Origin of the sequence: Hydrogenophaga intermedia (assembly GCF_023715105.1) — a bacterium.
Taxonomy (GTDB): Bacteria; Pseudomonadota; Gammaproteobacteria; order Burkholderiales; family Burkholderiaceae_C; genus Hydrogenophaga; species Hydrogenophaga intermedia_A.
In genome coordinates this window covers 1-17,919 of the sequence record NZ_JAMBNO010000039.1, presented here as the reverse complement: position 1 = coordinate 17,919, position 17,919 = coordinate 1, and the positions used below count along the sequence as shown (strand labels likewise).

Here is a 17,919-nt window from a genome sequence, read left to right as displayed (position 1 = left end):
TTCAAACGTCAATCTGGCATTCTTGTGGCTGTTCATCCGACGGGTTTCCTCTGTGAGTGCTGAAGCGTGGTAACTCCAGTCTCCCAGATGCCGTCGGGTGAACAACCTATTGCAACATCACACCTAGGCCGAGGCGCATCCGCGCTCGGTGCACAAACCATCAGCAGCGCTGAAAGGCAAAGCCCCGCCGAGGCGGGGCTTGGACACGGGTGCCGCGCGCGTCAGGCCAGCATGTCGGCCCAGATGTTGCGCGCCCAACCCATGGCGTAGGCGCCTTCGATTTCGCTCGCCACGCTGGACACGCCGCCCGAGCCGGGCACCGTCAGCATGGTCTTCTGCGTCGCGTCGTAGCGGTGCACGCTGGCCACGTGCACCACGTCCTTGGCGGTGACGAAGCTGTAGCAGGTGTTGGCGTAGATCGGCAGTTGCGGCGGCTGCTGGCCCATCAGCAGCGAGACGACGGCGGCGGCGCAGGTCTTGCCGTGCTGGTTGGCCATGTGGCCCGACTTGGGCATGGCCGGCGCGATCTGGATGGCGTCACCCAACACGTGGATGTTCTTCGCGGCCTTCGACTCGAAGGTGAGGAAGTCCACCTCGCACCAGCGGTTGTTGGCCGTGGCCAGGCCGGTCTTGACGGCAATCGCGCCTGCGCGCATGTTGGGCAGCACGTTGGCCACGCCGGCCTTGAAGTCGTCGTTGAACTCGAACTTCAGGGTGTTGGTGGCCACGTCCACGTCCACCACCTTGTGCTTGGGGCGGTAATCGATCATGCCCTTGTAGTGCTCGTCCCAGGCCTTCATGAACAGGCCCTTCTTCGAGGTGATGTCGTCGTTGGCGTCGAAGACGATGACCTTGCTCTTCGGCTTGGCGACCTTGAAGTAGCTGGCCACCATGCACGCGCGCTCGTAGGGGCCGGGCGGGCAGCGGTAGGGCGCGAGCGGAATCGACAGCGCGTAGGTGCCGCCGTCCGGCAGTGCCTTGAGTTGTTCGTGCAGCATGGCCGTCTGCGGGCCGGCCTTCCAGGCGTGCAGCACCTTTTCCTGTGCGCCGGGTTTGTTGAGGCCCGGGATGGTGTCGAGCATGAAGTCGATGCCGGGCGACAGGATGAGCCGGTCGTAGGGCAGCGTGGCGCCGCTGGCCAGCTTCACCGTGCGCTTGTCGGCGTCAATGCTCTCGACCATGTCGCGCACCACCTTCACACCGTGGCGCCGAGCCAGGTTGTCGTAGGGCACGGTGATGTCGGCCAGCGTCTTGTGGCCGCCCACCACGAGGTTGCTGATCGGGCAGGACACGAAGTTGGCATTCGGCTCGACCAGGGTCACGTCGATGCCGTTGCTGGAGAACAGGCGCAGGTACTTGGCGGCCGTGGCGCCGCCGTAGCCGCCACCCACCACCACCACCTTGGGCTGGTTGCCTCCCACGGACGCGCAACCACCGAGCGCGCCCAGGCCTGCCAGTGCGGTGCTGGCGCCCAGCGTTTGAATCAGACGACGTCTTTGCATGGTGGGGCTCCTCAGGGCTTCTGTGCGGCGAAGTAGGCCGCGATCTGTGCGATCTGCTCGTCGCTGTAGCCCTTGGCGATCTGGTGCATGATCGTCGCGGGCCGCTGGCCGTTCTTGAAGGCGAGCATCTTCTGCTCGATGTCGCTCTTGGTCTGCCCCGCCAGGGTGACCATGCCCGGCTGGGCCTTGCCATCGGTGCCGTGGCAGTTGGCGCAGGCCGCGGCCCACACACGGACCTGATTGACCTGGGCCTGAGCACCGCTTGCCAGGGCCAGCAGCGCCGCGGCCGCCAGCCATCTCCTCGTGTTTCGCATCGTTGTCTCCGGTTTCGGGTGGAAATGCTTGCCTCCAAAACTGTAGCAGTGCGGAGCGCGCTTTCGGACGGCGGGTTCATTGGACGGCGCTCCGGAGAAAAAAGCACCAAGGGTTTGTACCCATCCGAATATCAGCAAGTAACGATATATTGCCCGTCCAGCGATACCTTTCAGGGACCTCAGCCGTGTCGGACGCGCTTCATCACACCATCGGCCGCGTGCTGCCCGCGCCCGAAAACCACCTCGACGCCGCGCGCATGGAGCAGGCGCGCAAGGCGCGCCGCAGCTTCATGGGCAAGGCGCTGGCCATGGGCGCTGGCGCGATCGCCGCAGTCCAGGCGCCACGCGCGCGCGCTGCTGCAACGGGCGATGGTGACCCTGCCATCCTGCAATTGCCCGAGCACACACGCGGCCTCGGGCGGCCTGTGGCCGACCCGGCTTACGGCCAGCCCAGCAAATGGGAGGCCAACCTGCAGCGCCGACAGAGCCCGGGACTCACGCGCGTGCCACAGGCCTCCGTCAGCTTCACGCCGCTGCAGGGCCTGTTCGGCATCATCACGCCCAGTGGCCTGCATTTCGAGCGCCACCACCAGGGTTGGTGGGACGTCGACCCGAGCCAGCACCGACTGATGGTGCATGGCCTTGTGAAGCGCTCGCGCGTGTTCACCATGGACGAGTTGATGCGCCTGCCCAGCGTGTCGCGCATCCACTTCATCGAATGCGGCGCGAACTCGGCGCCCGAGTGGGGCAATGTGGCGCTACCGACCGTGCAGTACACGCACGGCATGGTGAGTTGCTCGGAATTCACCGGCGTGCGCCTGTCCACCCTGCTCGAGATGTGCGGCGTGGACAAGAAACTCGGCAAGTACGTGTTGGCCGAAGGTGCCGACGGCTCCTCGATGACGCGCACCATCGACATGGAGCGCGCGATGGACGATTGCATCGTCGCCTGGGGCATGAACGGCGAGATGCTGCGCCCCGAGAACGGTTACCCGCTGCGCCTCGTGGTGCCCGGCATCCAGGGCGTGAGCTGGGTGAAGTACCTGCGCCGCCTCGAGGTGGGCGACCAGAAGTGGGCCACGAAGGACGAGTCGATCCACTACATCGACCTCATGCCCGACGGCACGCATCGCCAGTACACCGGCATCCAGGAATGCAAGAGCGTGATCACCACGCCTTCGGGCGGGCAGCTGCTGCTCGACAAGGGCTACTACAACGTGAGCGGCCTGGCGTGGTCGGGCCGTGGCTCGATCAAGCGCGTGGATGTGAGCTTCGACGGCGGGCGCAACTGGCGCACCGCGCGTCTGGAAGGCCCCGTGCTCGACAAGGCGCTCACGCGCTTCAACATCGACTGGGTGTGGGACGGCAAGCCCGCGATCCTGCAAAGCCGCGCCATCGACAGCACGGGCTATGTGCAGCCCAAGATCAACCAGCTGCGCGCGGTGCGCGGCACGCGTTCGATCTACCACCAGAACGCGATCCAGTCGTGGCGCGTGGCCGAGAGTGGCGAAGTGTTCAACGTGCAGGTGTACTGATGGTGGCCGCGATGCGATCTCTTGTGATGCTTTCGCTGGCGCTTCTGGCCAGCACCGTCTTCGCCCAGGACAAGCCGTGGCAGTCCATCGGCCGTGAGGCCACACCCGCCGAGATCAAGGCCTGGGACATCGACGTGCGTCCCGACTTCAAGGGCCTGCCCAAAGGCGCCGGCAGCGTGGCCATGGGCCAGCAGGTGTGGGAGGCGCAGTGCGCTTCCTGCCACGGCGTGTTCGGTGAATCGAACGAGGTGTTCACGCCCATCGTGGGCGGCACCACCGCGGCCGACATCGCACGCGGCCGGGTGAAGAACCTCGAACCGGGCAACAACTACCCGCAGCGCACCACCTTCATGAAGGCGGCCACCGTCTCCACGCTGTGGGATTACATCAACCGCGCCATGCCCTGGAATGCGCCCAAGTCGCTCAAGACCGACGAGGTCTATGGTGTGCTGGCGTACATGCTCAACCTCGCCGAGATCGTGCCGGCTGATTTCACGTTGTCGGACCGCAACATCGCCGAGGTGCAGCAACGCATGCCCAACCGCAACGGCATGGTGTTCCACGAACCGCTGTGGAAGGTCTCGGGCAAGGGCGATGTGAGCAACACCGCCTGCATGAAGGACTGCCCGACCGAGGCGAAGGTGCGCTCCTCCCTGCCTGATTTCGCGCGCGATGCGCACGGCAACGTGCTAGAGCAGAACCGCGTGGTGGGCCCGGTGCGCGGCGCCGACACCACCAAGCCGCCGCGCAGCGCCCCGGTGGGCAGCGGGCCAGCGCCCGCTCCGGTGGTGGTGGCGGCGGCGCCCGCGGCAACCAAGGCAGCCACTGACGGCCCCGACGTGAAGGCGCTGCTGACCAGCAACAGCTGTACCGCCTGCCATGGCGTGAGCAACCGGATCGTCGGCCCCGGCTTCACCGAGATCCTCGCGAAGCACAAGGGGCGCGCCGATCTCGAGGCTTATCTCGCGACCAAGATCAAGGCCGGTGGCAGCGGTGTGTTCGGCGCCGTGCCCATGCCACCTCAGCCGCAGCTCAAGGACGCCGACGCCCAGGCCATTGCCCGCTGGATCGCGGCTGGCCCGAAGTGAATTCCGAATATTCGCATCTAGTGGTTTTCACCCTGACCATTGGCCGCCGGAGGTTGCAAGCTACGCACGATCCCACCACCGCATTCCCCGCACGCTTGTCACAAGACCCGTGAGCGGCCGCGTGCCGACCCGCTCGCTACACTCGACCACTGACCCGACAACCGCACTGCACGACCGCATTGCTTTCGCACAGGAGTTCAACAATGAACCACACCCGCCGAGACGCCCTGAAGACCACCGGCGCATTCGCCAGCCTGGTCGCCATGGGCATCATCACCCAGAGTCAGGCCCACGCCGCGCTCGACCGCGCCAGCTTCGAAGTGAAGACCCTGGCCGATGCACTCAAGGCGCTGGGCGGCACGCCCGCCAACAGCGATCAGGTCACCGTGATCGCTCCCGACATCGCCGAAAACGGCGCCGTGGTGCCCATCGGTGCCTCGAGCAAGCTGCCCAACACCACCGAGATCTTCCTCGTCGTCGAGAAGAATCCGATGCCGCTCGCGGCCGGTTTCACCATTCCCGCCGGCACGGTGCCCGAAGTCTCCACCCGACTGAAGATGGGCCAGAGCTCCAACGTGATCGCCGTGGTCAAGGCCGACGGCAAGCTCTACTCGGCCACCAAGGAAACCAAGGTCACTCTGGGCGGCTGCGGCGGCTGAGCGCGCGCACCCTTCATCAGAACCCACGTACACAGGAGTCCCAAATGGCTGATCCGATGCGCATCCGCGCCGCCGTTGCCGACGGCGAAACCACTGTCCGCGTGCTCATGTCGCACGTCATGGAACCCGGCACCCGCCGCGACAGCGCGGGCAACCTCATCCCTGGTCACTTCATCCGCGATGTCGAGTGCACGCACAACGGCAAGGTCGTGCTGCAGGCGCAGTTCACCGGTGCCGTGGCCCAGAACCCGTTCCTGTCCTTCAAGTTCAAGGGCGGCGCCAAGGGCGACAAGGTGGTCGTGAAATGGAGCGACAACAAGAACGACGCGCGCACCGACGAGGCGACCATCGCCTGATTTCCCGCTTGCCGACAACAACATCGAGGAGACACCCATGAATCGCACCGCTACCCGCGTGGTTCTCACGCTTGCCGGTCTGCTGGCCGCATCCGCCGCGCACGCGCAGCCGTCCGCGGCCGAAGGCATCGCCAAGTACCGCGAGATGCTGCAGGACGGCAACCCGGCCGAGCTCTTCGAGATGAAGGGCGAGGAGTTGTGGAAGCAAAAGCGCGGGCCGAAGAACGCCTCGCTGGAGCAGTGCGATCTGGGCAAGGGCCCCGGCGTGATCAAGGGTGCGTTTGTCGAGCTGCCGCGCTTCTTCAAGGACACCAACCGCGTGCAGGACCTCGAGGACCGCATCGTCACCTGCATGGAGACGTTGCAGGGCTTCAAGGGTGAAGACGTTCGCAAGACCGCCTTCGGCCGCGGCGAGATGGCCAACGTGACCGCGCTGGCCACCTACGTGGCCACGGCCTCCAAGGGCATGAAGATGAACCTGCCGCAGTCGCACGCGCAGGAAAAACTCATGTACGAGACCGGCAAACGCCTGTTCTTCACGCGCGGCGGCACGCACGATTTTTCCTGCGCGTCTTGCCACGGCGAGGACAACAAACGCATCCGCCTGCAGGACCTGCCCAACCTCACGAAGAACCCCGGCGATGGCATTGGCTTTGCGGCCTGGCCGGCCTATCGCGTCTCCAACGCCCAGATGTGGGGCATGCAGTTGCGCCTGAACGACTGCTTCCGCCAGATGCGCTGGCCAGAGCCCAAGTTCGGCAGCGACGCCACCATCGCGCTCAGCGTCTACATGGGCGTGAACGCCAAGAGCGCCGAATCCGCCGTTCCCACGATCAAGCGCTGAAGAGGAGACACACGATGCAAAAGAAGACCGTTCTCGCGCTTTTGCCGCTGGCCGCACTGCTTGCTGCCTGCTCGCTGCCGCCGTCGCCTGCCGAGGTTGACAAGGCCAGCGCCGACATGATGAAGAACTCGTTCCAGGCGCGCGGCATCGCCACGCTCGATCGCCTCGAACAGGACCAGGCCAATGCTGCCTGCCTGCAAGCCGACGTGACGGGCAAGCCGCTTGACGAAAAACTTGCCAAAGCCATCGAAGAAGCCAACCTCAAGACGGTGAAGTGGCCGTCGGACGGGAAGTTTCTCGGTGACTGGAAGCAGGGCGAGACCATTGCCCAAAGCGGCCGTGGCCTCACCTGGAGCGACCAGGCCAGCGCAGCCAACGGCGGCAATTGCTACAACTGCCACCAGATCAGCAAGGAAGAGATCTCCTTCGGCACGCTCGGCCCGAGCCTCTACAACTACGGCAAGTTGCGTGGCGTGACCGACCCGAACGCCGCGGCCTCCAAGGCGATCGTCGAGTACACCTGGGGCAAGCTGTACAACGCGCGCGCCTACAACGCCTGCTCGCAGATGCCGCGCGCCGGCCACAAGGGCATCCTCACCGAGCAGCAGATGAAACACGTGATGGCACTGCTGCTCGATCCGAACTCGCCCGTGAACAAGTGATCGCACCGGCCCGGGCGACCGGCAAGGTCGCCCGGGCTTTTTTGCGTTTCTGAATATCAGTGTTTGCTTCTTGAAGAGAGTGCCTCATGAGCCTGAGCCGACGTGACTTTCTGCAGATGCTGGCCGCGGCCAGTGCCGCCGGCATGGCGCTGGACCACCGCGACGCGCTTGCCGCTGCGCCCGGCGCCGGCGAGCGCCTGTACCACGTGCCGGCCTTCGGCAACGTGAGCTTCCTGCACTTCACCGACTGCCATGCGCAACTCACCCCGGTGCATTTCCGCGAGCCCAGCGTGAACCTGGGCGTTGCCGAGGCGCGTGGCAAGGCGCCGCACCTGGTGGGCGAGGCGCTGCTCAAGCACTTCAAGATCCGCCCCGGCACGGCGCAGGCGCACGCTTTCAGCTACCTCGACTTTTCGCAGGCCGCGAAGACGTATGGCAAGGTTGGCGGCTTTGCGCACCTGGCCACCCTGGTGAAGCAGTTGCGTGCCAGCCGCCCGCAGGCCTGGCTGCTCGACGGCGGCGACACCTGGCAAGGTTCGGCCACCTCGCTCTGGACCAATGCGCAGGACATGGTGGACGCGTGCAAGCGCCTGGGCGTGAACATCATGACCTCGCACTGGGAACACACCTTCGGCGCGAAGCGTGTGCAGGAGATCGTCGAGAAGGACCTCAAGGGCCACATCGAGTTTCTGGCGCAAAACATCAAGACCACCGACTTCGAGGACCTGGTGTTCAAGCCGTACACGCTGCGCGAGCAGAACGGGGTGCAGGTGGCCGTGATCGGTCAGGCCTTTCCGTACACACCGATCGCCAACCCGCGCTACATGGTGGCCGACTGGACCTTCGGCATCCAGGAGGACCACCTGCAGAAGATGGTGGACGAGGTGCGCGGCAAGGGCGCCCAGGTGGTGGTGCTGCTCTCGCACAACGGCATGGACGTGGACCTGAAGCTCGCCTCGCGCGTGCGCGGCATCGACGCCATTCTGGGCGGCCACACGCACGACGGCATGCCCGCACCCACCGTGGTGAAGAACCCCGGCGGCCAGACGCTGGTGACCAACGCCGGCTCCAACACCAAATTCCTTGGCGTGCTCGACTTCGACGTGCGCGGCGGCAAGGTGCAGGGCTACCGCTACAAGCTGATGCCCATTTTTGCCAACCTGCTGGCGCCCGATGCCGACATGCAAGCCTTCATCGACGGCGTGCGTGCGCCCTACAAGGCGAAGCTGGAGGAAAAGCTCGCCGTCACCGAAGATCTGCTCTACCGCCGCGGCAACTTCAATGGCTCGTGGGACCAGGTCATCTGTGAGGCGCTGATGGAGGTCAAGGGGGCGGACCTGTCGTTCTCACCGGGCGTGCGCTGGGGCACCTCGCTGCTGCCGGGCGACACCATCACCATGGAACACCTGATGGACCAGACTGCCATCACCTACCCGGCGACCACGCTCAACGAATTCACCGGCGCGCAGATCAAGGAGATTCTGGAAGACGTGGCCGACAACATCTTCAACCCCGACCCGTACTACCAGCAGGGCGGGGACATGGTGCGCGTGGGTGGCATGGGCTACAGCATCGCGCCCAACGAGCGCATGGGCTCGCGCATCCAGAACATGACGCTCAAGGGAAAACCCATCGAAGCGGACAAGAAGTACAAGGTCGCTGGCTGGGCCTCGGTGCAGGAAAACGTGCAGGGCGAACCGGTGTGGGACGTGGTGGCCGCGCACCTGCGCAGCAAGAAGGTCATCAAGGGCGTGAAGATCAACACCCCGACCATCGTGGGCATGGCGGGCAACCCCGGCATGGCCGCCTGAGGTTGCATGAAAAAAGCCACCGCCCGGTCAGGAGCGATGGCTGTCAAAACCTTGGAGAAGCAGGGGCCGCGAGGCCCCTGCGGCGTTTCAGCGCCGAAGCGCTGTCATCAGAAGTCGTGGCGCACGCCCACGGCGTACAGGCGACGCTCGGCGATCTCGGTACCGGCACCGTTCTCGGCATCGCCGGTCAGGTAGGCCGCGTACAGGCGGGTGCGCTTGGACATGCTGTAGGTCGCGCCCAGCGACAGGCCCTTGGACTTGGCCGAATCCACGCCGGCGTTCTCGGACTTGTTGTAAGCATAGGCCACCGAGAAGTCCCACGGACCCATGGGCATGTTGGCACCGATCACGAAGCCGTCGGACTCGATCGCGCCCTGCTCGGCCATGTTGTAGCCGCCCGAGACGCGGAAGGCGCCGAAGTTGTAGGCGGCGGCCAGGGTGGTGTACTCACGCTTGCTGGCGGCGACCTCGTTGTCCTGTTCCTGGTAACCCGGGCCGGCGTCCAGGCCACCCGCGCGGTAGCGCAGGTTGAAGGCAGTCACGTCGCGCTTGATCGGGGCGGCCTGCTCGTCCAGACCGTAGCTCACGCCGGCGGTGAAGCCGCCGAAGTTCGGCGATTCGTAGCGGATCTGGTTGTCAGCGCGCGACGAATAGTCCGCCGCGTGGCCGACGGCCACGCCGCCGATGGCGGCACCGCCGTTCGCGTAAGCGATCTTGGTCGGCGAGAACTCCGAGTCCCACAGCGCGCTGCTGACCGTGATGTCGCGGATGTCGTCGAACGACGTGTCGTGGCGGCCCAGCTTGACGGTACCGAAGCCGGCCTGCAGGCCAACGATGGACACGCGGTCAAAGCGGAAACCGTTGGCGGTGCCGTTGTCCACGTTCAGTGCGCCTTCGAGCTGGAAGATGGCGCTCATGCCACCACCCAGGTCCTCGGTACCGCGAAAGCCCAGGCGGCTGGTGGTCAGCAGGCCGCTCTCGAGCTGCGAAACGCTGCGGGCGGTGCCGGGAGCGCCCGCCTTGTTGGCGCCGACGGAGGCGTCGAGGCGGCCGTAGATCGTGACGCTGGATTGCGCCAGGGCGGCGCCGCTGAGGGTGGCCAGGGCGGCCAGAGCAATCAGGCTCTTTTGCGTGGAATGGTTACTCCGTTATGGGGTTCCCGAGCCCCCTTCTGGAGGGCTCGCGCCGCCCGCACCGTGCGGGCCGACCCCAGTGATCCCATGCGCTGCAGATAACCGTCTGATTACATTTGTAAGGGTTAACCCTGAAAACAACACGAGACCTCACCGAGGGTCCGGGTTTTCAACGGCGTGCCATCCGGTTGTGCGCAACAAGAGCGGCCGCGCGCCGCGTCACGGTGTGTCGTCCGGCCGAACCACCATCACCGGCACGGGCGCCAGCCGGATCACCTGCTCTGCGCCACTGCCCAGCAGCAGGCGATTCAAGCCTCGCCGGCCGTGCGTACCGAGCACGATCAGATCGGCCTTCCATTCGCGGGCCGCGCGCGCGACCGAATCGCCCAGGCGCGGGCCGAGATCGTCGATGAGTTGTGCATCACAGGCCACGCCGGCGGCCTTGGTTCGCGCTTGCGCGTCGTCCAACACTTGCCTGGCGGCCTCGCGCGCGGCCGCCAACAGTTCGCCGCTGTACTCGTAGCCGGTCAGGTACATCAGCTCGTCGACGGCGTGCAGCACGCGGACCTGCCCATCCATGGCGCGGGCCAGGCCGATCGCGGCATCGAGCGCCTTCGTGGATGTCTCGCTGCCGTCCACCGGCACAAGGATTCGCTGGAATGGGGCCATGGCGCTGCGCTCCTGTTCAACCACCTCACATGTGCGCCACTGTGCGCCGCGCCGCACGGGCGGAACTTGCGATGTGTCAATGTGTGCCCCGCCATGCCCGCCTATCGTGCAACCCGAGTGGTGCTTCGCGCCACCGGGAGACGGACATGGCTGCTGTTGAATGGTTTCTCGTGGCCTGTGCTGCGCACGCACGGCTGCTGCAGCGCGAGCGCGGCCTGCCCATGGTGCAGATCGCCGCCTTCGTGCACCCCGAGGCACGCCTCAAGAGCGGTGAGCTCGGCGACGACCGGGCTGGCCGCGAACGCGCCGACCGCGGCTTCGGTGCCACGGCCTACGAGCCGCGCAGCGACGCGCACCGCAAGGAGCAACAGCGCTTTGCGCACGAGCTTGCCGAGCGGCTGGAAGAGGGCGCGCGCAGCAACGCCTATGGATCGCTGGTGGTGTTCGCCGGCAACCCCTTTCTCGGCACGCTGCGCGAGGCGCTGGGTGAGGGCACGCAGCGTCTGCTCAAGGCCAGCGTGCCGCTCGATCTGAGCCATGTCGGCGAGGCCGAGCTGGAGCAGCGCGTGCGCGAAGCGCTGGCAGCGGTGCAGGCATGACCCCCGCCGCGGCCGTGCTTGCCGAACTGGCACGGCGCGCTGGCCTGGCCTTCGACGTCACGCTGCCTGGGGGCGGCCGATTGGCGGGCGGCGAGGGCCCACCGGCGTTCGGCCTGCAGTTCCACACCGAGGGCGCGCTCGCGGCCACGCTGCTGCGCGGCCACATGGGCTTGCTTGAGGCCTGGTTCGACGGCCATGTCGATATCGTGGGTGACCTCGGCACCGCCATCGCTGCGGCCTTGCGCGCCGGCTTTGACCTGCAGGCCTCGCTCGTCAATGGGGTGGAGAACCGCCTGCTCGAACGCAGCCAGAGCAACCGCGACCGTGCGCAGGCCAAGCGCAATGCCTGTGCGCACTACGACCTCGGCGAGCCGTTCTATCGCCTATGGCTCGACGACCCCCTGAAGATGTACACCTGCGCCTACTGGCGTGGCGGCACCACCTCGCTGGAGCAGGCACAGCGCGACAAGATCGATCACGTCTGCCGCAAGCTGCGGCTCGCGCGTGGCGAGCGTTTCGTCGATATCGGCTGCGGCTTTGGCGGCTTCATGCTGCGCGCGTGGGAGACCACCGGTGCCGTCGGCACCGGCATCAACACCGCCACGGGCCAGGTGCAATGGCTGCGCGCGGAACTCGCGCAGCGAGGGCTGGCCGAGACGCTCACGGTGCGCGAGGCCGATTTTCGCGACGTCGGCGAGCGCTTCGACAAGGTGGTCTCGATCGGTGTGCTCGAACACGCCGGGCGTGATCAGCTCGACGAGGTCATCCAGGCGCACGCCGATTGCCTGCATGCCGGCGGCATCGGCATGCTGCATTTCATCGGTCACATCGGACCGCGAGAGACGGAGCCCTTCATCCGCAAGCACGTCTTTCCCGGCGGCTGGATTCCGGCACTCAGCGACGCCTTGCAGGCCATGGAGCGCTGCGGTCTGGAGGTGCTCGACGTGGAGAACCTGCGCCGCCACTACGCGCTCACGCTGGACGCCTGGGCGCAGCGTTTCGCCGAGCGCTGGCCCGTCATCCAGGCGCTGGATCCGGTGCGCTTCGACGAGCGATTCCGCCGCATCTGGACGGTCTATCTCGTGGGCTGCGCCGAACTGTTCCGTTCGCCCGTGGGTTGCACACACCTGTTCCAGGTGCTGTTCAGCAAGGGCAACGCGACGCAGCGTTCCTACCCCATGACACGGGACCACGTGCATGTCGCCGGCGCCCCTGCGACTCGATGAAGCCCCGTTGCGCGCCGCGCATGCGGCCCGCGCACGCGCTGCGGCCGAAGCTCTGCAGCACGGTGCCGGCCACGCACCGCTGGCGCTGGCCAAGACCACCTCCAACCTGTTCCGCCACCGCGAGCGAACGGCACGCCAGCGCATTGACCTGCACGCGCTGAATCAGGTGATTGGCATCGACACCGCGGCCGGCTGGGTGGAGGCCGAGGGCCTGACCACCTACGAGGACCTGGTGGCCTTCACGCTGCCGCGCGGCGTGATGCCGGCGGTGGTGCCGCAGCTCAAGACCATCACCGTGGGGGGCGCTGTCGCTGGCGTCGGCATCGAAGCGACGTCGTTTCGTCACGGCCTGGTGCACGAGACCATGAGCGCACTGGAGGTGCTGCTGCCGCACGGCGAGATCGTGCGTTGCACGGCCGACAACGAGCACGCCGACCTCTTCCACGGATTCCCCAATGCCTACGGCACGCTCGGGTACGCACTTGCCGTGCGCCTGCGCACCCGGCCCACGCGGCCCTTCGTGCACGTGCAGCACCACCGCTTCAGCGACCCACGCGCCTTCTTCGACGCGATGGCGCGTGAGTGCGGGAACGGCGCACGGACCGATGCGCCCGACTTCGTCGACGGCGTGCTGTTCGGTCCGCACGAACAGGTGCTCAGCGTGGGGCGTTTCGTGCCAGCGGCCGCGCGCACGAGCGACTACACGGGGCTCGACATCTACCACGAGTCGCTGCGCCGCCGAGCCGACGACACGCTCACCACCGCGGGTTACCTGTGGCGCTGGGACACCGACTGGTTCTGGTGCTCGCGCCGCTTTGGCCTGCAGCACCGCTGGCTGCGCCGCCTGCTTGGGGCCCGCTACCTCAAATCGCGCACCTACACGCGCTGGATGCGCTGGAACGCGCGCTGGCGGGCCACGCAGCGGCTGGATGCCTTGCTGCACCGCCACCACGAAAGCGTGGTGCAGGACGTGGATATCCCGATCGCGCAAGCGCTCGTCTTCCTCGATTTCCTGCGCAGCGAAATCGGCATCTGGCCGGTCTGGGTCTGCCCGGTGCGCGGGAGCGATCCACCGCGCTTTCCGCTATACCCGCTGCCTGCCGGGCTGAACGTCAACTTCGGTTTCTGGGATGTGGTGACGGTGCCCGCAAGCCGGGCGCCCAACCACCTCAACCGCCGCGTGGAAGACGCGGTGCTGCGCCTGGGCGGCATCAAGTCGCTGTACTCCGACAGCTTCTTCGAGCGCGAGGTCTTTGATCGCACGTACGGCATGGCGCACTACGCACGGCTGAAGGCGCGCTACGACCCACTGGGACGCGCGCCGCACCTCTACGACAAGTGCGTGCGGCGCGCCTGAGCCGCGCGTGTGGCCCCGCTGTGCCGCACTTGATCGTCATCAAGGCGCGACCACCACCAGGCCCCTACGCTTGCCGAACCATGAAGAAGCACTTGTGGGCGCGTTCCTGCCGTATTGCCCTGATCGTCCCCGCGTGGGTGGCTTGCACCCCCTTGGTGCTCGCGCAGCCCGCGCCCGCTTGCCCTGGCCGCACGGACGCCACACCGCCGGACTTCGTGCAGGCGGTCGCGCGCAACCGGCCTTCGCTGGTGCACTTGCTGACGGTTCGCGAGTGGGGCGATTCGACGCCTGGTGACGCCGAGCATGTGTTTCCGATGTCCGACGGCCCGGTGCCTGGCGAGCCGCAGGAGGACGGGCCGGCGCTGGCCGAACGGGTCACCGCTTCGGGTTTCGTGCTTTCGGCTGACGGCTTCATTCTCACCAGCGCGCACGCGGTGATCCAGCGGCGCGAGGTATGGGCGGTGCTGAGCGACGGCCGATGGTTGCCGGCGCGCACGGTCGGCATTGACCGGCGCGCCGATGTGGCCTTGCTGAAGGTGGCGGCCGAAGGCCTGCCGGTGGCACCCCTCGCGCGCACCGCGCGCGTGTGTGCCGGCCATTGGGTCGGCGCGCTCGGCGCGCCGTTCGGCTTCGAGCAAACCCTGACGGTGGGCGTGGTGAGTGCCGAGCCACGCGTCTTGCCGGGCTATGGCGGGGTGCCGCAGATCCAGATGAACGTGACGCTCAACCCCGGCAGCTCGGGTGGCCCGCTGTTCAACGCCGACGGCGAGGTGGTCGGCCTCAACACCATGATCTTTTCCTCGGCGGGCTTCTACCTCGGCATCTCGTTTGCGGTGCCCATCGACCGTGCACTGCAGGTTGCCGAGCGCCTGCGGCAGGCCGCCACGCGGCCGCCGTCGGCCATCGAAAAATCGACGCAGCCGCTCTCGCCCGCACTTGCCCGTGCCTTTGGTCTGCCGCAGCCCGGCGGTGTTCTGGTGTCTTCCGATGAAGCCGGCGCCGCACCCGGCGCCGGGCTGCGGCGTGGCGACGTGGTGCTGGCCATCGATGGCCGCACGGTGGCTTCCAGCGACGAGCTCGACGATGCGGTGGCCGCACTGCCCCCCGGGGCCACGCCGAGCGTGGTGGTCTGGCGCGCGGGGCGGCGCGAGACGCTTCGCGTGCGTCTGCGCGTGCTCCCCACCGGCGCCGACGTGGGCCGGCCTGCCGGCACCGCTGCCTTGCCCCATCGACTGGGACTCCAGCTCGCAGCGCCCGAGCGGACATCGACACTGCAGCCCGGTCTGTACGTGCAGAGCGCGGGCGGCGCGGGCTTGCTGGCCGGACTGGAGCCGGGCGACCGCATCGTCGCCGTGAACGCCACACCCGTGGCCACGCCCGCCGAGTTCGATGCCGCGCTGGCAGGCCTCTCCACCGATACCGTGGCCCTGCTCGTGGTGCGCGGGCCGATGTCGCTCTACGTGCCGGTGATGCGCGCGTTGCCGCCGCCGTAGGGTGGCGTCAGGCCAGGGGAAGGACCGGCAGCCCCACCGATTGCGCCAGCGCGATCCGCTCGGTCGGCTTGAGCCCCAGGGACTGGGCCAGCTGACGGCGGTCGATGAGCGCGCGCACCACGGTACCCAGGCCGTGCGCGGCGCAATGGAGATACACGTTCTGTGCGATGCAGGCAGCGTCCGCACCCGCCAGAAAGGGTCGTTCGTCGGGGCGCGTGTCGTGCATCGCGGCGAAATCGGCCACGTAGACCAGGTTCAGCGGCGCCGTGGCTGCAAAGGACTGCAGGCCGGTGTGGGCGCGCAGGTCTTCGGCCTTGACCAGCGCCAGCCGGTGGTCCCGGGCCTCGTAACGGAAAGCCCCTTCGGGCAGGACCACGTAGACGGCAATCTCCTGCCAGTCGTGCGCCGACGGGGCGGTGCGCCCGTGGCCCTGCGCGCGGTTCACACCGAACGCGGCCCACAGCAGGTCGGACACCGCCTGCAGGTCCAGCGCATCGGGCAGGAAGTCGCGCGTGCTGCGGCGTCGCCGCAGTGCGTTGGCGAGGGTTTCGCCGCCCCCGGTGTTCGCCGGCGGCAGCAGCACGTCGTCGGTTTGGAGATTGAGCTGGACCGTGGACATGGCATGACCCCCCGCAAGCGTCGATGGCCGCACCATGCCTGCGCATCGCGCACGCGTGCTTGACGGCCGTCAACATGCGCTTGCGTGGCAGAACACACAGTGACGCCTGCGAGGGCGCCCGCCCCGCTGGAGAGACCCATGAAGATCGCAGACATCAGCCGGCTTGCGCCGGTCACCATTCCCGCCACGGCGTCGGTGCGCGAGGCGGCGCGCGCCATGCAGGCCGAGCACGTGGGCGTGCTCGGCCTGACCGACCCTTTCGAGCCCGGGCGCATCGTCGGCGTCGTCACCGACCGCGACCTCGTGCTGCAGGTGCTGGCCGCCGAGCGGCCGGCCGAAGGCCAGATGGTGGCCGGTGCCTGCTCGACCAACCTGCACGGCGTGCCGAAGCAGGCCACGGTGCATCAGGCCGTCGAAGCCATGCAGCACCACGGCGTGCGCCGCCTGCTGGTGCTCGGCGACGACGGCCGCTCGGTGGAGGGCGTGCTGTCGATGGATGACGTGCTGGGCGTGCTGGCCGACGAACTCTCGGCGTTGGCGGCCACGCTCAGGGTCGGCCTGGCACGTGAAGGGCAGCCGATGCGCGCGGCGCGCGAGGCGCGGTGAACGGCCTCTGCGCACATTGGCTCGGGGTCAGTGCGTCAGCAGATCCACGTAGGCCTGATAGCTGAAGCTGCGGTTCTTCTTCTGGCCGGTGAGCTCTGTCACGATGCCCAGCCCCTCCAGCAGTTTCACGGCAGCCGTGGCCGTCGGAAAGCTCGTGCCCAGCTTCTGCCGCACCTGCTCGATGGTGAAGCGCGGCATCAGGGGCAACAGCTCGAAGAGCCGGTAACTCGTTGGCGTTGCCTTGGGAGCCTCCAGCAAGCGGCGGCGGTCGCTCGCGATCAGGCTGGCCAGCGAGACGATGCCACGCTCGGCCTCGTGCGCGGCGACTTCCACGCCCTCCAGAAAGAAGGCCACCCAGCCCTCCCAGTCGCCCTCGGTGCGCACGGCCGAGAGGCGCCGGTAGTACTCCGCCTGATGCTGCTTGAGGTAGCCGCTCAGGTACATCAGCGGCTCGGGCAGCAACTGCCAATGCTCCATGAGCGCTGCGATCAGCAGGCGCCCGATGCGGCCGTTGCCATCCAGGTACGGGTGAATGGTCTCGAACTGGGCATGCACCAGCGCCACGCGTACCAGAGGGGGCAGCACGGACTTGGGCGGCTCGTGGATGAATCGCTCCAGATCGCCCAGCAGCTTGGGGACCTTGTCGGGTGGCGGTGGCACGAAGACGGCATTCCCGGGCCGGGTGCCCCCGATCCAGTTCTGGGATCGCCGCAGCTCCCCGGGCTGCTTGCCGGCGCCGCGCGCGCCATCGAGCAGCCGCTTGTGGGCTTCGTTGAGCAGCCTGACGCTGATGGGCAAGCCCCGCGCGCTGCGCAGGTTGTCGCGCACGAAGCGGAATGCGCGCAGGTAGTTGGTGACCTCTTCAACGTCCTCGGTGTTGCTGACAGCGAAGCCGGCCTCATCGTCGAAGAGGTCGGTCAGGGTGGCCTGCGTGCCCTCGATCTGCGAGGTGAGCAACGCCTCCTTGCGGATGGCGCTGTACAGCAGCCAGTCCACCGAGGGCACCAGGCCCGAGACGCCGGACAAGCGCGCGAGCGCGAGCTGCGCGCGGTGGTTCCGCTCCAGCACATCCCCCGAGGCCAGCGGCGGCTCGGCCGGCGGCAACGCGCGCGGCACGAAGGCCTGGACGGTCTCACCCAGGGTGGTGGTCTTGACGTAGCTGCCAGTGCGGCGCATTGATTGAATGGCGGATTTGATGAGACAAGATCAAATTAAATCATTCTTTAATAAGAGTGTGTCCGATGAAAGCACTCTTTGATAGCCGCGTGCAGCGCCAACACCACGGTGGAGTCCCGAGCATGCCTCGTGTGTCGCCCACGAAAAAGCCCCGCAGCCTGAGGCTAGCCGTTCGGTTAAGGAGTTGATTCAAGGGGTCTTCGGACCCCACAATGCGCCCCAAGGTCACACTTGGGGCGTTTTTCATGGTCGAGGAGAAATCTTCTCCGG

At 67.1% G+C, this 17,919-nt stretch carries 18 protein-coding genes; 12 read left to right on the top strand and 6 right to left on the bottom strand.

Going from position 1 to position 17,919, the window contains the following annotated elements:
• Nucleotides 1-221: 221 nt before the first annotated feature.
• A complete protein-coding gene (locus M3149_RS21625; protein WP_251711445.1) occupies nucleotides 222-1,502 on the bottom strand; it encodes an NAD(P)/FAD-dependent oxidoreductase in 1,281 nt (426 codons plus the stop codon).
• Nucleotides 1,503-1,513: 11 nt separating this feature from the next.
• Entirely contained in the window at nucleotides 1,514-1,816 is a 303-nt protein-coding gene (locus tag M3149_RS21620; protein WP_251711444.1) for a c-type cytochrome, read from the bottom strand.
• Between the two features lie 257 nt (nucleotides 1,817-2,073).
• On the opposite strand from M3149_RS21620, the gene soxC reads away from it, so the two are divergent.
• The 7 genes from soxC to soxB all read left to right on the top strand — a co-directional run bounded on the left by soxC (nucleotide 2,074) and on the right by soxB (nucleotide 8,771).
• A complete protein-coding gene (gene soxC / locus M3149_RS21615; protein WP_285887423.1) occupies nucleotides 2,074-3,351 on the top strand; it encodes a sulfite dehydrogenase in 1,278 nt (425 codons plus the stop codon).
• An 11-nt stretch (nucleotides 3,352-3,362) separates the two neighbouring features.
• Nucleotides 3,363-4,439 carry a c-type cytochrome gene (locus M3149_RS21610; RefSeq protein WP_251711442.1) on the top strand — a complete coding sequence of 359 codons (1,077 nt, stop codon included), beginning with the start codon at nucleotides 3,363-3,365 and terminating at the stop codon, nucleotides 4,437-4,439.
• Between the two features lie 203 nt (nucleotides 4,440-4,642).
• A complete protein-coding gene (soxY, locus tag M3149_RS21605) occupies nucleotides 4,643-5,098 on the top strand; it encodes a thiosulfate oxidation carrier protein SoxY (protein WP_251711441.1) in 456 nt (151 codons plus the stop codon).
• A gap of 44 nt (nucleotides 5,099-5,142) precedes the next feature.
• A complete protein-coding gene (gene soxZ, locus M3149_RS21600; RefSeq protein ID WP_251711440.1) occupies nucleotides 5,143-5,454 on the top strand; it encodes a thiosulfate oxidation carrier complex protein SoxZ in 312 nt (103 codons plus the stop codon).
• 37 nt (nucleotides 5,455-5,491) lie between these two features.
• Nucleotides 5,492-6,298, top strand: a complete 807-nt coding sequence (gene soxA / locus M3149_RS21595; RefSeq protein WP_251711439.1) for a sulfur oxidation c-type cytochrome SoxA — start codon at nucleotides 5,492-5,494, stop codon at nucleotides 6,296-6,298.
• A gap of 14 nt (nucleotides 6,299-6,312) precedes the next feature.
• Nucleotides 6,313-6,960, top strand: coding sequence for a sulfur oxidation c-type cytochrome SoxX (gene soxX / locus M3149_RS21590; RefSeq protein ID WP_251711438.1), 648 nt, complete (start codon nucleotides 6,313-6,315; stop codon nucleotides 6,958-6,960).
• A gap of 86 nt (nucleotides 6,961-7,046) precedes the next feature.
• Complete coding sequence (gene soxB, locus M3149_RS21585; RefSeq protein ID WP_251711437.1) at nucleotides 7,047-8,771, top strand: thiosulfohydrolase SoxB; 1,725 nt, start codon at nucleotides 7,047-7,049, stop codon at nucleotides 8,769-8,771.
• A 107-nt stretch (nucleotides 8,772-8,878) separates the two neighbouring features.
• Here the strand turns inward: soxB and M3149_RS21580 are convergent, their stop codons facing one another.
• Both M3149_RS21580 and M3149_RS21575 read right to left on the bottom strand, forming a co-directional pair.
• Nucleotides 8,879-9,874, bottom strand: a complete 996-nt coding sequence (locus M3149_RS21580; RefSeq protein WP_285887421.1) for a porin — start codon at nucleotides 9,872-9,874, stop codon at nucleotides 8,879-8,881.
• A gap of 249 nt (nucleotides 9,875-10,123) precedes the next feature.
• The gene (locus M3149_RS21575; RefSeq protein WP_251711436.1) at nucleotides 10,124-10,573 is read right to left on the bottom strand and encodes a universal stress protein; all 450 of its coding nucleotides are present in this window, start codon (nucleotides 10,571-10,573) and stop codon (nucleotides 10,124-10,126) included.
• A gap of 146 nt (nucleotides 10,574-10,719) precedes the next feature.
• Between M3149_RS21575 and M3149_RS21570 the strand changes: the two genes are divergently transcribed.
• The 4 genes from M3149_RS21570 to M3149_RS21555 all read left to right on the top strand — a co-directional run bounded on the left by M3149_RS21570 (nucleotide 10,720) and on the right by M3149_RS21555 (nucleotide 15,248).
• Entirely contained in the window at nucleotides 10,720-11,172 is a 453-nt protein-coding gene (locus M3149_RS21570) for a host attachment protein (RefSeq protein WP_251711435.1), read from the top strand.
• On the top strand, nucleotides 11,169-12,398 hold the full coding sequence (locus M3149_RS21565; protein WP_251711434.1) for an SAM-dependent methyltransferase: 1,230 nt from the start codon (nucleotides 11,169-11,171) through the stop codon (nucleotides 12,396-12,398). The genes M3149_RS21570 and M3149_RS21565 overlap by 4 nt, the downstream gene beginning before the upstream one ends.
• Nucleotides 12,370-13,755 (top strand): FAD-binding protein, encoded by a 1,386-nt coding sequence (locus M3149_RS21560; RefSeq protein WP_251711433.1) that lies wholly within the window; start codon nucleotides 12,370-12,372, stop codon nucleotides 13,753-13,755. Before M3149_RS21565 ends, M3149_RS21560 begins: the two co-directional genes overlap by 29 nt.
• Nucleotides 13,756-13,835: 80 nt before the next feature.
• A complete protein-coding gene (locus M3149_RS21555) occupies nucleotides 13,836-15,248 on the top strand; it encodes a trypsin-like peptidase domain-containing protein (protein WP_251711432.1) in 1,413 nt (470 codons plus the stop codon).
• 7 nt (nucleotides 15,249-15,255) lie between these two features.
• Here the strand turns inward: M3149_RS21555 and M3149_RS21550 are convergent, their stop codons facing one another.
• Nucleotides 15,256-15,867, bottom strand: a complete 612-nt coding sequence (locus M3149_RS21550) for a nitroreductase family protein (protein ID WP_251711431.1) — start codon at nucleotides 15,865-15,867, stop codon at nucleotides 15,256-15,258.
• A gap of 138 nt (nucleotides 15,868-16,005) precedes the next feature.
• Here M3149_RS21550 and M3149_RS21545 point away from each other — a divergent pair, with 138 nt between their 5' ends.
• Nucleotides 16,006-16,473 (top strand): CBS domain-containing protein, encoded by a 468-nt coding sequence (locus M3149_RS21545; protein WP_251711430.1) that lies wholly within the window; start codon nucleotides 16,006-16,008, stop codon nucleotides 16,471-16,473.
• Nucleotides 16,474-16,500: 27 nt separating this feature from the next.
• On the opposite strand, the gene M3149_RS21540 is transcribed toward M3149_RS21545, so the two are convergent.
• Nucleotides 16,501-17,649, bottom strand: a complete 1,149-nt coding sequence (locus M3149_RS21540; RefSeq protein ID WP_251711429.1) for a Fic family protein — start codon at nucleotides 17,647-17,649, stop codon at nucleotides 16,501-16,503.
• Nucleotides 17,650-17,919 lie beyond the last annotated feature (270 nt).